This is a genomic window from Enterococcus faecalis (assembly GCF_029024925.1).
Taxonomy (GTDB): Bacteria; Bacillota; Bacilli; order Lactobacillales; family Enterococcaceae; genus Enterococcus; species Enterococcus faecalis.
Map to the genome: position 1 here is coordinate 964546 of NZ_CP118962.1, position 13684 is coordinate 978229.

General features: G+C 37.8%; 14 protein-coding genes. 9 read left to right on the forward strand and 5 right to left on the reverse strand.

The annotated features are described in order from the left end of the window. The first annotated feature begins 4 nt into the window (after positions 1-4). The gene (gene pheT, locus PYW42_RS04795; protein WP_002358033.1) at positions 5-2428 is read left to right on the forward strand and encodes a phenylalanine--tRNA ligase subunit beta; all 2424 of its coding nucleotides are present in this window, start codon (positions 5-7) and stop codon (positions 2426-2428) included. Between the two features lie 197 nt (positions 2429-2625). Here pheT and PYW42_RS04800 read toward each other — a convergent pair whose 3' ends face one another. From PYW42_RS04800 to PYW42_RS04815, 4 genes are read right to left on the reverse strand one after another with little or no spacing between them, the layout of a single operon-like run. Further along, entirely contained in the window at positions 2626-3291 is a 666-nt protein-coding gene (locus PYW42_RS04800; RefSeq protein ID WP_002411163.1) for an amino acid ABC transporter permease, read from the reverse strand. Between the two features lie 11 nt (positions 3292-3302). After that, a complete protein-coding gene (locus PYW42_RS04805) occupies positions 3303-4016 on the reverse strand; it encodes an amino acid ABC transporter permease (RefSeq protein ID WP_002363695.1) in 714 nt (237 codons plus the stop codon). 45 nt (positions 4017-4061) lie between these two features. Then, on the reverse strand, positions 4062-4889 hold the full coding sequence (locus PYW42_RS04810) for a transporter substrate-binding domain-containing protein (RefSeq protein ID WP_002409875.1): 828 nt from the start codon (positions 4887-4889) through the stop codon (positions 4062-4064). A 34-nt stretch (positions 4890-4923) separates the two neighbouring features. Next, entirely contained in the window at positions 4924-5655 is a 732-nt protein-coding gene (locus tag PYW42_RS04815; protein ID WP_002361604.1) for an amino acid ABC transporter ATP-binding protein, read from the reverse strand. 264 nt (positions 5656-5919) lie between these two features. On the opposite strand from PYW42_RS04815, the gene racE reads away from it, so the two are divergent. Genes racE through PYW42_RS04830 form a run of 3 tightly spaced genes read left to right on the forward strand, consistent with a single transcriptional unit; the run spans position 5920 to position 8620 of the window. Then, complete coding sequence (gene racE / locus PYW42_RS04820) at positions 5920-6747, forward strand: glutamate racemase (RefSeq protein WP_002409874.1); 828 nt, start codon at positions 5920-5922, stop codon at positions 6745-6747. Next, positions 6740-8095 carry a ribonuclease PH gene (rph, locus tag PYW42_RS04825; RefSeq protein ID WP_002409873.1) on the forward strand — a complete coding sequence of 452 codons (1356 nt, stop codon included), beginning with the start codon at positions 6740-6742 and terminating at the stop codon, positions 8093-8095. Before racE ends, rph begins: the two co-directional genes overlap by 8 nt. A gap of 12 nt (positions 8096-8107) precedes the next feature. Then, complete coding sequence (locus PYW42_RS04830) at positions 8108-8620, forward strand: metallophosphoesterase (protein ID WP_002381991.1); 513 nt, start codon at positions 8108-8110, stop codon at positions 8618-8620. Between the two features lie 93 nt (positions 8621-8713). On the opposite strand, the gene PYW42_RS04835 is transcribed toward PYW42_RS04830, so the two are convergent. Further along, on the reverse strand, positions 8714-9478 hold the full coding sequence (locus PYW42_RS04835; protein ID WP_002409872.1) for a DeoR/GlpR family DNA-binding transcription regulator: 765 nt from the start codon (positions 9476-9478) through the stop codon (positions 8714-8716). A 193-nt stretch (positions 9479-9671) separates the two neighbouring features. Here PYW42_RS04835 and ulaG point away from each other — a divergent pair, with 193 nt between their 5' ends. The 5 genes from ulaG to PYW42_RS04860 are packed head-to-tail and all read left to right on the forward strand — an operon-like array spanning position 9672 to position 13681. Further along, positions 9672-10739, forward strand: a complete 1068-nt coding sequence (gene ulaG, locus PYW42_RS04840) for an L-ascorbate 6-phosphate lactonase (protein WP_002378184.1) — start codon at positions 9672-9674, stop codon at positions 10737-10739. Positions 10740-10756: 17 nt separating this feature from the next. After that, a complete protein-coding gene (locus PYW42_RS04845; RefSeq protein WP_002409871.1) occupies positions 10757-11215 on the forward strand; it encodes a PTS sugar transporter subunit IIA in 459 nt (152 codons plus the stop codon). Between the two features lie 12 nt (positions 11216-11227). Then, positions 11228-12715 (forward strand): PTS ascorbate transporter subunit IIC, encoded by a 1488-nt coding sequence (locus PYW42_RS04850; RefSeq protein ID WP_002366460.1) that lies wholly within the window; start codon positions 11228-11230, stop codon positions 12713-12715. A gap of 14 nt (positions 12716-12729) precedes the next feature. Beyond that, entirely contained in the window at positions 12730-13029 is a 300-nt protein-coding gene (locus PYW42_RS04855; protein ID WP_002358018.1) for a PTS sugar transporter subunit IIB, read from the forward strand. 13 nt (positions 13030-13042) lie between these two features. After that, on the forward strand, positions 13043-13681 hold the full coding sequence (locus PYW42_RS04860) for a 3-keto-L-gulonate-6-phosphate decarboxylase UlaD (RefSeq protein ID WP_002411164.1): 639 nt from the start codon (positions 13043-13045) through the stop codon (positions 13679-13681). Positions 13682-13684 lie beyond the last annotated feature (3 nt).

Consider the following 13684-nt stretch of genomic DNA (forward strand, 5'->3'; position numbering starts at 1 on the left):
AAAAATGTTAGTTTCTTATAAATGGTTAAATGAATATGTTAATCTTTCAAACGTTACTCCGCAAGAATTAGCGGACAAAATGTCTGTGACAGGTATCGAAGTTGAGGGCGTTGCTGTACCTGAAGAAGGATTAAAGAAAATTGTTGTCGGTGAAGTAAAAGAATGTGTTCCTCATCCAAACTCTGACCACTTATCAATTTGCCAAGTAGACATCGGTGAAGAAGAATTGTCACAAATTGTTTGTGGAGCACCAAATGTAAAAGCCGGAATTAAAGTCATCGTAGCATTACCTGGTTCAAGAATTGCAGGAAATCAAAAAATTAAAAAAGGCAAAATGCGTGGCGAAGTCTCTAACGGAATGATTTGTTCGTTAGAAGAGCTAGGGTATTCAGATAATGTCGTACCAAAAGCCTATGCTGAAGGGATTTATTATTTACCTCAAGAAGCAGTGAATGGGACACCTGTTTTCCCTTATTTAGACATGGATGATGCGATTATTGAATTATCAATTACACCAAACCGTGCAGATGCACTAAGTATGAGAGGGGTAGCCTATGAAGTTGGCGCAATTTATCGTCAAACGCCTCAGTTTAATGATCCCGAACTCAAAGAAGATGCTTCAGATAACGTGGAAAATTACGTAACAGTGACTGTTGAAGATTCACAAGATGCACCAGCGTATCAAATTCGTGTCATTAAAGATGTGACGATTGCAGAAAGTCCTCAGTGGTTGCAAAATCGATTGATGAATGAAGGAATCCGTCCGATTAACAATGTGGTGGACGTGACAAATTATATTTTATTATTATTTGGTCAACCATTGCATGCATTTGATTATCAAAAATTAGATAGCAAAGAAATCTTGGTTCGTCGAGCAACAGCAGCAGAAGAACTAATTACATTAGATGGTGAAACACGTCAATTAACAGAAGAAAATATCGTCATTACGAATGGAAAAACGCCTGTCGGCTTAGCCGGAGTAATGGGTGGGGCTAATTCTGAAATCAGTCAAGAAACAACAACTGTGGCTTTAGAAGCGGCATTGTTCAATCCATTGTCTATTCGCAAAACGTCTAAACAATTCAATTTACGGAGTGAATCTTCAAGTAGATTTGAAAAAGGCATCAACCAAGCGACAGTTGGGTTAGCTTGTGATGTGGCAGCCGCGATGATTGCAGAGTTAGCCGACGGAACAGTGGTTTCAGGCACTGCAGTTGGTTCTGAAGTGGCCGTTAAAGAAGCGCAGGTAGCTGTGACTTTAGAACGAATCAACCAATATTTAGGTACTGCATTAGATGAAGCAACGGTGAATGAAATTTTTGAAGCACTCGGTTTTGCTTATGAAGTAAATCAAGGCGCATATGAAATTACGATTCCACCAAGACGTTGGGATATTGCGATTGAAGCAGATATTATTGAAGAAGTGGCGCGCATTTATGGATATGATCATTTACCTTCAACATTGCCAAGTGGAGAAACAGTTGCTGGAAGTCTAACCAAAGCACAACATGTTACGCGCCAATTAAAGAGCTTACTGGAAGGTCATGGTACGAGTGAAGCCATCAGCTATGCGTTGACAACAGAAGAAAAATCCCGTCAATTTATGATGAAAGAAAGTCAAACAACACGTTTGCAATGGCCAATGAGTGAAGAGCGTTCTGTGTTACGTATGAACTTAATTTCTGGTTTATTAGATGATGTCGCATACAATGTGGCGCGTAAAAATAATAATATCGCCTTCTACGAAGTAGGACGCGTTTTCTACCAAACAGAAGATCCAACAAAAAATTTACCTACAGAAGAAAATCACTTAGCACTTGCTTTAACTGGTAATACAATGGTTAAAGATTGGCAAACAAAAGCAACAGCCGTTGATTTTTATACAGTAAAAGGCTTAGTGGAAAGTATTGTAGCTGTTTTAGGATTAACAGAAAAAATCAGTTATCAAGCGACAACGGCGATTCCAGAAATGCATCCAGGCCGGACAGCATGGATTTATTTAGAAGATGAAGTGGTTGGTTTTGTCGGACAAGTTCACCCAACGACAGCAAAAGCGTACGATATTCCTGAAACATATGTTGCTGAATTAAACTTGCAACAATTAGTAGCCACAGAAGCAGGCGGGGTTACTTATGAAGCAGTTTCTAAATTCCCAGCAGTTTCTCGAGATATTGCTTTATTAGTCGATGAAACAGTTACCAATCAAGAACTAGTTAAAACTATTTCAGATAACGCAGGTAAATATTTGAAAGAGATTCATTTATTTGATGTATATCAAGGTGAAAAACTAGGCGCTGGCAAAAAATCAATGGCGTATAGTTTAACTTTCGTTAATGCAGAAGCGACATTAGTGGATGAAGAAATTAACCGTTCAATGGAAAAAGTTGAAAAAGCGCTAATTGAAAAACATCAAGTAGAAGTAAGATAAAATAAAAACAGGAAAGTGGGGCATAAGTCGAAATGACTTATGCCCCACTTTCTAAATCTTAAGATAATCAGCTGAACAAAAGCAGCTCCTTCGGAAATAAGCCGAAATTCTCCAAAAATTAAAGAACAATTTTCGGAAATTCCTTCTTATTTCTTGGAGCTAAACACTTTTGTCTCAGCCTCCTGTTTTTAACTACATTAATAACTTTTCGCCCAATTTCGTGAAAGCCAACGTGAAAATTGTGAGATACTAAAGTTAATAATGAAATAAATTAGGGCGACGATTCCGTAAATAGTGAATACTTGTCCTGTTTGTGCGTAGCGCCCCATTAAGATATAAGATTTGCCAAAGAGTTCTTGTAAAGCAATCACGGAATACAAGAAACTTGTATCCTTGATGACAGTAACAAACTGAGAAACAATTGCTGGTAAGACATTGCGAATGGCTTGAGGCAAAACAATATGATAAAGAATTTGCCAATTTGAAAAACCTTGAGAACGTGCCGCTTCAATTTGGCCTTTGTCGACCCCATTTAAACCACCACGAATAATTTCCGCTAAAGCAGCGGTGGTAAACACAGTAAAACTCACAATTCCAGCAGGTATGGATTTGATTTTGAAAATCAAAAAAATAACATAAATCCACAATAAGTTTGGAATATTACGCACCACTTCTACATAAATACTGGCAAGTAACTTCAGTGGTCCATGGGTTTGATTTCGCAAAACGGCTAGAATGGTGCCAAAAATCGTACTCAAAATAATTGAGACGAAGGAAATATAGAGCGTCAATTTTAAGCCGTTAAATAGAAATTGAAAATTATTTGCTGTCAGTAATTGACGCATTTCTTCTGAAAAAGGCATCTGTTTTCCTCCTATCTGCTATATGCTTTCTTATTTTTTTCTTCCATTTTTCTAGCCAAATTCGCTAATGGGAAGCAAAGAATGAAATATAAGAAACCAGCAAGCGCAAAGGCGGGAATATAGTTCAAGTTGACAGACGACCAACTATTGGCAGCAAACATTACGTCAGCGCCAGAAATAATGGCAACTGTTGACGTATTTTTAATTAGGTTCACTACTTGATTGGTTAAAGGCGGTAACATAATCCGCCATGCTTGTGGTAAAATCACATACCGCATCGTTTGACCGTACGTTAATCCTTGGGAGTAAGCCGCTTCAAATTGCCCTCTTGGGACAGCTCCGATTCCTGAGCGAACCACTTCAGAAATGTAGGCGCCATGATAGAGGCCTACACACAGAATGGCAATCGTAGTAATAGAAAATGAAAGCAGCGGACTTAGCAGAGGAAAGCCATAATAGACTACGATAAATTGAATCAACAAAGGTGTGTTTTGAAAAAATTCTACATAGACACGACTAATTGCGTGTAAAAGTTTACTTTTGGTCGCTGATAAACTGCCAAAGAAAATGCCTAAAGCAAAGGCAACTAAGATCGCTCCTAAAGAAAGCAGAATAGTATAGAGAAATGCCTGACCAAAAATTCGCCAATCTTGAAATAAAGCCTCCCAACGATATAAGGCAAATGGCCCTTCTTCAAGCCAGGAAATATTGGCTAACAAAAACATAAAAATCCCTCCTAAAATTTTTGATTCTTCAAGTCTTAGGAATGATTAACTTTTTAAGCCCCAGTCTTGATAAATTTTTTCTAGTGTGCCGTCTTTTTCCCATTTTTCAATTAAACCATTTAGATAATCATTTAATTCAGTATTTGCTTTCTTTGTGGTAATTCCATATTCTTGTGGCGAAAAACCATCTTTTAAAATTTCTGTCTTGCCATCCACATAGCCAGATAGGATTGATTTATCCACTGAAAATGCATCAATTCGTTTAGAAGTTAACGCTGTTTTTAATTCTGGATAGGAACCTAATTCTTGATAAGTAAATTTGATTCCTTCCTCTTGCGCTTTTTTCTCTAAGTTTTCTTTTGTCGTAGCAGATTGTGCAACGCCGATTGTTTTTCCGTCTAAATCTTTCATGCTGGAGAAGTTATCCTCTTTGCGCACAAGGAAACCAATCTCATCTGTATAATAAGGAGTTGTAAAATTATAAGTCTTTTTACGTTCATCAGTAATTGTAAATGTAGCAATTACCATATCTAGTTCACCATTGTCTAAAAGGGGACCGCGCGTTTTCGCTGTCACGCCCACAAATTCCACATTCTCTTCGCTGCCGGTAATTTCTTTCGCAATCAAGCGTGCAATATCTGGTTCCATTCCTTCATTTTTGTTTGTATCAGGATTCATATAGCCAAAATTAGGAATGTCTTCTTTGACACCTACTTTAATTTTCCCTGCTTTTTTTAATTGTTCTACTGTGACCGTTTTGTTTGATGAAGCACTTTTGGAAGTTGAGTCATTGTTGCCGCTACCACAGCCAACAATGATGCCTGCTAATACAAGTAAGGAGAGTCCAGCTAGCCATTTATTTTGTTTTTTCATTGTTCATTCCTCCAATTTTTTGTTTTTTTATTCATTACCCGTTATGAATAATTTTACTTAGAAATTCTTTTGCACGAGGGTTTTCAGTGCTTGTAAAGAAATGTTCAGGCGTTCCTTGTTCAATAATCTGTCCTTGGTCCATGAAGATTACACGGTCAGCCACTTGACGAGCAAAGCCCATCTCATGTGTGACACAAACCATGGTAATATTTTGTTTGGAAAGATCGACCATTACATCTAAAACTTCTTGAATCATTTCTGGATCAAGTGCCGAAGTCGGTTCATCAAAAAGGATAATCTCAGGATGCATATTTAAGGCACGAGCAATAGCGACCCGTTGTTGCTGCCCGCCAGAAAGCTGCGAAGGATAAGCAGAAGCTTTATCAGCCAAACCGACTCGTTCTAAATACTCCATGCCAGTACGAACCGCTTCTTCTTTGGAAACGCCCATCACTTTAATCGGTGCTAACGTTAAATTATCAATAATCGTTTTATGAGCATATAAGTTAAAATTTTGAAAGACCATGGCAACTTTCTGGCGAACCTTTTGAATCGGTGCTTTCGGTTTGGTGATGTCAATGTTATCAATTACGACGGAACCATCATTGACTTTTTCCAATTGGTTCATACACCGAATTAATGTACTTTTGCCAGAGCCAGAGGGTCCGATAATGACAATTTTTTCTCCTTGTTCTACATTCAAAGTAATATCTTTTAAAACGTGATGCTCCCCAAAATACTTATTTACATGTTCTAAAGAAATCATAGGCAGTCTCCTTTGCAATCATTTGGTAGAAAAGATAACAGAGGATTCGGTGAGAAACATGTTATTTAAATTAAATTAACCAAATGTATTTCTAATTGTATTCTCAATGTTAGGAATTATAACATACAAAAAAATGAATTACTAGTTTTTTAATCGAAAAAGATTTCCTTCAAAAAAAGAAATAAATGAGAGCAAAACAGGAAAAATTGACAATAGTCCTTAAAAAGTAGAAAATAAAGGCAGTGAATAAAAGGCAAAGGTAGGATGAGAATGAGCAATCAAGAAGCCATTGGATTAATTGATTCTGGCGTTGGTGGATTAACTGTTTTAAAGGAAGCGCTAAAACAATTACCAAATGAACGATTAATTTATTTAGGAGATACAGCCCGTTGCCCATATGGTCCACGACCAGCCGAACAAGTCGTTCAGTTTACTTGGGAAATGGCCGATTTTTTATTGAAAAAACGAATAAAAATGCTAGTAATCGCATGTAATACCGCGACGGCTGTCGCATTAGAAGAAATTAAAGCTGCCTTGCCAATTCCAGTTGTCGGTGTTATTTTACCTGGCGCACGAGCAGCCGTTAAAGTCACAAAAAATAACAAAATTGGTGTCATAGGTACCTTAGGGACAATCAAAAGTGCTTCCTATGAAATCGCCATTAAAAGTAAGGCACCAGCAATTGAGGTGACTAGTTTAGCTTGCCCTAAATTTGTCCCCATTGTTGAAAGTAATCAATATCGTTCTTCCGTAGCAAAAAAAATTGTGGCAGAAACACTTCAAGCACTACAATTAAAAGGACTTGATACGTTGATTTTAGGTTGTACCCATTACCCGTTGTTACGTCCGGTGATTCAAAATGTGATGGGGAGTCATGTGACATTAATTGACTCAGGAGCCGAAACAGTTGGCGAAGTCAGCATGCTTCTCGATTATTTTGACATTGCCCATACGCCTGAAGCGCCTAAACAGACCCATGAATTTTATACAACTGGTTCTGCAAAAATGTTTGAAGAGATTGCAAGCAGTTGGCTTGGTATAGAGAACTTAAAAGCACAACAGATTCACTTAGGAGGAAACGAAAATGATTAGACATGATAGTCGTGCACCAAAAGAATTGCGAAAGATCACTATTGAAACCAATGTTTTTAAACATCCAGAAGGTTCGGTGGTTATTTCGTTTGGCGATACAAAAGTAATTTGCTCAGCCACTGTCGAAGAAAAGGTTCCCCCATTTTTACGAGGCGGGGGAACAGGTTGGGTAGCAGCTGAATATAGCATGCTCCCTCGCGCGACGAACACAAGAAATATTCGGGAAAGTGCGAAAGGAAAATTAACAGGGCGAACAATGGAGATTCAACGTTTGATTGGGCGGTCATTGCGAGCTGTTGTTGACTTAGAAAAGTTAGGGGAACGGAGCATTGTTGTCGATTGTGATGTGATTCAAGCAGATGGGGGAACCCGTACAGCTAGTATTACAGGCGCTTTTGTTGCTCTACGCTTAGCAGTCAATCATTTATTGATGACTGGTGCGCTAGCGGAAGACCCAATTAAAGAGCATTTAGCTGCTGTCAGCGTGGGTATTTTACCCGATGGTTATTGTGTGCTGGACTTAGATTACGCAGAGGACTCGAATGCTGCAGTGGATATGAACATCGTGATGACCGAGTCTGGTGAATTTGTGGAAATTCAAGGAACCGGTGAAGAAGCTACCTTCTCAGGAGATGAGTTAAATGCCATGCTCTTTTATGGAAAAACAGGGATTGAGGAATTAATTACGTATCAGAAAGAAGCGCTTTATGCTTTAGCCTCTGAAGAAGTCCCTTCGCAAGATTCAGAAGAGAAAGTGATTGTCATTGCGACTAGAAATCCTGGTAAAGCGAAAGAGTTTAGTTCAATTTTTGGTGAAAAAGGATATACAGTTAAGACGTTATTAGATTATCCGAATTTGCCAGATGTAGAAGAAACTGGTCGAACATTTGAAGAAAATGCTCGTCTAAAAGCTGAAACAATTGCAGAAATTTTACAGAAACCAGTATTAGCAGATGATTCAGGATTAATTGTTGATGCGTTAGGGGGAATGCCAGGAATCTATTCTGCTCGTTTTGCTGGTGAACCAACTAATGATGCTTCAAATAATGCGAAACTATTGCACGAGTTAACGGGCGTGCCAAAAGAAAAAAGACAAGCGCGTTTCCATTGTACATTGGTTTTTGCTGAACCAAAGAAAGAAAGTCTGGTGGTCGAAGCTGAATGGCCAGGAGAAGTCGGTACGATTCCTCGTGGTGAAGGAGGCTTTGGGTACGATTCACTTTTCTATGTTCCAGAGCTTGGTAAGACGGCAGCTGAATTGTCTGGAGAAGAGAAAAATAAAGTCAGTCATCGTGGACAAGCAGTGGCAAAATTAAAAGAACAATGGGAAGAATGGCTAAAAAAATAGGAGTTGAAACGTATGAAAATCTTGGTAGTAAGCGATAACCATGGCGATCGCGACTGTTTAGTTGACTTAGTGAATCATTATGAAGGACAAGTCGATGCACTCTTTCACTGTGGTGATTCTGAATTAGAACCGACAGATGAACTTTGGCAGAAATTAATTGTAGTCCAAGGAAATTGTGATTTTTATGATGAATTTCCCAAAACTGTGACTAAAAAAGTGGGGGATCAAGTTATTTATATGACACATGGTCATTTAGCCAATGTTAGAATGGGACTCACGACACTTGCTTTACAAGCGGAAGAAGCAGGAGCGACAATTGCCTTATTTGGTCACACTCATGTACTGGGCGCAGAGCGACACAATAACATTCTCTTTGTTAATCCGGGAAGTATTCGTTTACCTCGTGGACCAGTTCAAGAGAAAACATATGCCATAATTGAAAGTACACCTGAACAATATCTCGTTCAGTACTATAACAAAGAGCACCAACCATTGGAACGATTAAAGGCAACGTTTACGAAGTAAGTGAATGTTAAGAAATAAGTGCTACTTTTTTATTTATCAGATTTTGAGCGTAGGACAAAAATCTCTTTTTGATTTTTGTCCTACGCTCTTTTTTTAGTCGACTTGGATAACCTTTAAGCCGGTCTTACGAAGTTCTGTAATTAAAGTTGATGAGCAATGTTTGTCTGTAATCAAACAATCAAAAGCGGTAATATCAGCAATTTTAAATTTAGATGTCAAGCCGATTTTTCGATGGTCCGCGACCAGAATTTTTACTTTTGTTGTTTGTTTTATCATAAGCTCATTAATTTTTGCTTCATTGAAAATTTTTGTAGTGACGCCATGTTCTAAACTGACCCCGCTACAGCCAATTACGCAAACATCGGCATGCGTTGCGGTGATTGTGTTAATGGCAATATCTCCTACCAGAACTTCTTTGGGAAAACGTAATTCGCCTCCGGTCAAAATATAATTGTATTGAGAAACATGAGGCTTGGTGGCAATTTTTAAATTATTCGTTACGATGGTCAGATGGTCGGCCTTTAAATAATGGAGAATATTCAAAGCAGTGGAACTTGAATTAATGAAAACGGTATCATAATCACTTAGATAGCTACAAGCAACACGAGCAATGGCTTGTTTTAATAACTCCAGTCCTGATTGATCAAAGTCTTTCTGATTTTGGTCGTTGTAAATACAATACCCATATTTTCGAATGATGTCATTCTTAGTTTCTAAGACATTTAAATCACGACGAATTGTGCTTAAGGAAACATTTAAAGCATCTGCTAATTTATAGGTAGTCATTTGTTTGTTTTTTTGCAGCAGCGCGAGAATGTTTTGTTGCCTTTTTTCAATGGTTTCTAATGAACTTTTCAAGTAATACAACCTCCTTTAGTTATTTTTTTGGACACGGTCCCCCATGAAATAGTATAACTCATAGGAAAACAAAACACGTAAAAGAATCATTAAAAGTGCAAACAATCATATAAAAGGGTTTTCATTGTGATTTTTTGCGGCTATGATTTTCTTATAAAGCATAACACAATCATTTGAGAAGAGGAGTGGTAGCATGAGCAAATCGATTCATGAAATTACAAAAGAAAGTTGGTTGAAGGCGACATTTCCAGAATGGGGCACTTATTTAAACGAAGAAATTAATCAGACAACTGTGCTTCAAGGAACGGTTGCACTCTGGTGGCTTGGTTGTACAGGCATTTGGCTGAAAACGCATGAGAACACGAATATTTTATGTGATTTATGGTGTGGAACAGGAAAACAAACGCACGGGAACGGCTTAATGAAAAATGGACATCAAATGATGCGCATGAGTGGTTGCCAAAAAATGCAACCTAATTTAAGAACACAACCTTTTGTGATTGATCCTTTTGAAATAAAAGAGGTTGATGCTTTAGTTGTCACACATATTCATTCAGACCATTTGGATATTCACACAGCTGCTGCTGTTCATCAAAATTGTCCTAAGGCTCTATTTATTGGTCCAAAAGAAGTAGTGAAAACATGGCAGCGTTGGGGTGTTCCGGCAGAAAAAACACGGGTTATAGAACCTGGTCAAGAAATAAAAGTGAATGATGTGAATGTAGTGGCCTTGGAAGCTTTTGATCGAACCGCGCTAATTACTTCTGATGATCCTGAAAATACATTTAAAGGTAAAATGCCTCAGGACATGAATGAACTAGCTGTCAATTATCTATTTGAAACCTCAGGTGGTACGGTATATCACGCCGGAGACTCTCATTATTCTAACTTGTTTGCGAAACATGGTAATCAATATGCAATTGATGTTTGCTTAGGAGCATATGGCGAAAATCCTCGCGGTATCACAGATAAAATAACTTCTGTTGATATGTTGAGAATGGCAGAATCTTTAAATGCGAAAGTAGTCATTCCTGTTCATTATGATATTTGGTCTAATTTTATGGCGGATCCAAAAGAAATCATGGAAATTTGGAAATTTAAAAAAGATCGTTTACATTATCAATTTAAACCATATATTTGGCAAGTGGGTGGCAAATTTGTTTATCCAGATGACAAAGACAACTTAGAATTTAACTTTGATCGTGGCTTTGATGATGTTTTTGTTAAAGAAAATGATACACCATTTCCTTCATTCTTGTAAGAAAGGCTGGATGTACAATGTTAACTTATTTTTGGGAGCAAGAGCTTATTCATTACCCTGATAAAGAACCGGTTAGTTGGCAAGAAGCGATTCAGGAAAGTTGTTTGATTTTACTCCAAAAACACATCATCGATCAGAGTTATGTCGATGAGATTATTCAGTGTGTCGAAACGTTTGGACCTTATATCATCATTGCTCCTGAAGTAGCTATGCCACATTCATCAGAGGAAAGCGCAGGCGTTTTTGGAACGGCCATTTCTTTTACAAAATTTAAGCAATCTGTCACTTTTACTGGCGATCAAGAAGCAAAAACAGCAACATTATTTTTTACATTGGCAGCCCAAAATCCCGCCGAACATCTTGAAAATATCCAGCAATTGATGGATTTATTGATGACGGATGGCGTGATTGCTGACTTGTTAGAGACAAATACGCCAATGGATTTTAAAGAAGTTATGGAGAAATATCAATTATAGGGGGAAAAATCAATGGGGGAGTTCTTGTTAAATAGTTGGACTTATTTTGCTACGAACGTTTTAACACAGCCAGCATATTTGATTGGTTTCATTGTGTTATTAGGTTATCTCTTGTTACGGAGGCCCTTTTATGAATGTTTAGCAGGTTTTCTGAAAGCAACAGTTGGTTATTTTATTTTGAGTGTTGGTTCTGGTGGTTTGGTTAATAATTTTCGCCCTATTCTAGTAGGCTTGAAAGAGCGATTTAATTTACAGGCGATGGTTACCGATCCATATTTCGGGCAAAATGCAGTCGATGCAGGATTGATGAAAACCTTTGGACGAACCTTTGGTGATGTGATGATTTTGTTATTGATCGCATTTATTATGAATATTTTGTTGGTTCGTTTTCAAAAATATACAAAATTGAGAGCCGTTTTTACAACAGGGAATGTTCAGATTCAACAAGCAGCTACCGCTTTCTGGATTTTACTCTTTTGTTTTCCTAACTTAGGTAGAATCGAAGTACTAATTTTTATGGGCTTAATTCTTGGGTGTTATTGGGCAGTTGCTTCAAATTTAACGGTAGGGATTACGCAGGAATTAACAGAAGGTGCTGGTTTTGCGGTAGCCCATCAACAAATGTTTGGCATATTTATTTTTGCAAAATTAGCAGAATGGTTGAAAAAACGTGATCAAAAGAAACATCGTTCAGAGAAGGTCGATAAAAAATTGGAAGATATCGAATTACCAGGATTTCTATCCATTTTTAATGAAAATATGGTTGCTACGTCCATTTTGATGCTCTTTTTCTTTGGCATTATCTTGCTTGTTTTGGGACAAGATTATTTAATTCAAGCTAAATTTATGCAAGAAGGGCAGAGTTTCTTCTTTTATATCATGACCACTTCATTAAATTTTGCTGTCTATTTAGCTATCTTACAATTAGGCGTTAGAACCTTTGTCGACGAGTTGACGCAGTCATTCCAAGGAATTTCAAATACCATTTTACCAGGTGCTGTTCCTGGGATTGACGTAGCAGCGACTTTCGGGTTTGGCTCGCCCAACGCAGTAACAATTGGGTTTCTCTTTGGCGCATTAGGCCAGTTTTTAATGATTGGCTTACTGATTCTATTAAAGTCTCCGACAATCGTTATTGCGGGTTTTATCCCATTGTTTTTTGATAACGCTGTCATAGCTGTTTATGCAAATAATCGTGGCGGAGTAAAAGCTGCTTGTTTATTCCCATTCCTTTCAGGTTTAATCCAAGTAGGTGGCTCAGCTTTATTTGCTACATGGATTGGATTATCTCAATATGGCGGTTATTTGGGTATGTTCGATTGGGCAACAGCTTGGCCGTTATTTACAATCATTATGAAAGTTCTAGGCTATGTTGGCGTAGCAGTGGTGGTGATTGGGTTACTAATAATTCCGCAACTTCAGTATCGAAAAAATCCAGAAGGTTACTTTATGATTGTCAATGATTATGAACAATATGCTAAAAAATTTCAAGAGAATTAAAGGAGGAATTTGAAATGAGAATACTTGTTTCCTGTGCCAATGGTTCTGGCACGAGTCTAATGATGATGCGGAGTGTTGAAAAAGCAATGAAAGAATTAGGTGTACCGATTACAAAAATTCATCATTGCGCCATTTCAGAAGGAAAAAGCTCTGCTAGCCAATACGACGTTGTTTTTACTCCAGTCAATTTTTTACAAATGTTTCAGCAAGCAGAAAAACGTGGAGTCACAGTGATTGGCATTAAAAATGTAATGTCTGCAAAAGAAATTCAAGAAAAATATATGGCTTCAGATCGTTATCAAAAATCTGAATAAAAGGGTGGTAAAGATGAAAAGACCAAACTTACAAATCGCTTTAGATCATAATAGCTTAGAAGACGCTTTAGCAGATTGTATGAAAGTTGGAGAAATTGTCGATATTATCGAAGTTGGCACTATTTTGTGTTTACAAGAAGGCCAAAAAGCAATTCGTTGTTTAAAACGCATGTTTCCTAATAAAACGATTGTTGCTGATACAAATTGTGCTGATGCGGGCGGTACAGTTGCTCGTAATGTCGCACAAGCAGGCGCTGATTTCATGACGGTCATTTGTTGCGCCACCTTACCAACGATGGCTGCAGCTCAAAAAGAAGTCCGAGAATTACAAGTAGAACTATATGGAAATTGGACAATGCAACAAGCTCGACAATGGCGAGAATTAGGGATTAATCAGGTGATTTATCATCAAAGTAGAGATGCTCTTTTAGCTGGCGGCAGCTGGGGAGAAAAAGATTTGAATAAAGTTCAAGAACTAATTGACTTAGGCTTTGAAGTGTCCGTCACAGGTGGTTTAACTGTCGAAACGCTTGAATTGTTTCAAACAATGGCAGTTGCAACATTTATTGCGGGCCGTGGGATTACCGAATCAAAAAATCCTGAACAAGCAGCCAAAGATTTTCAAAAAAAAATCGATCAGATTTGGAAGTGATAA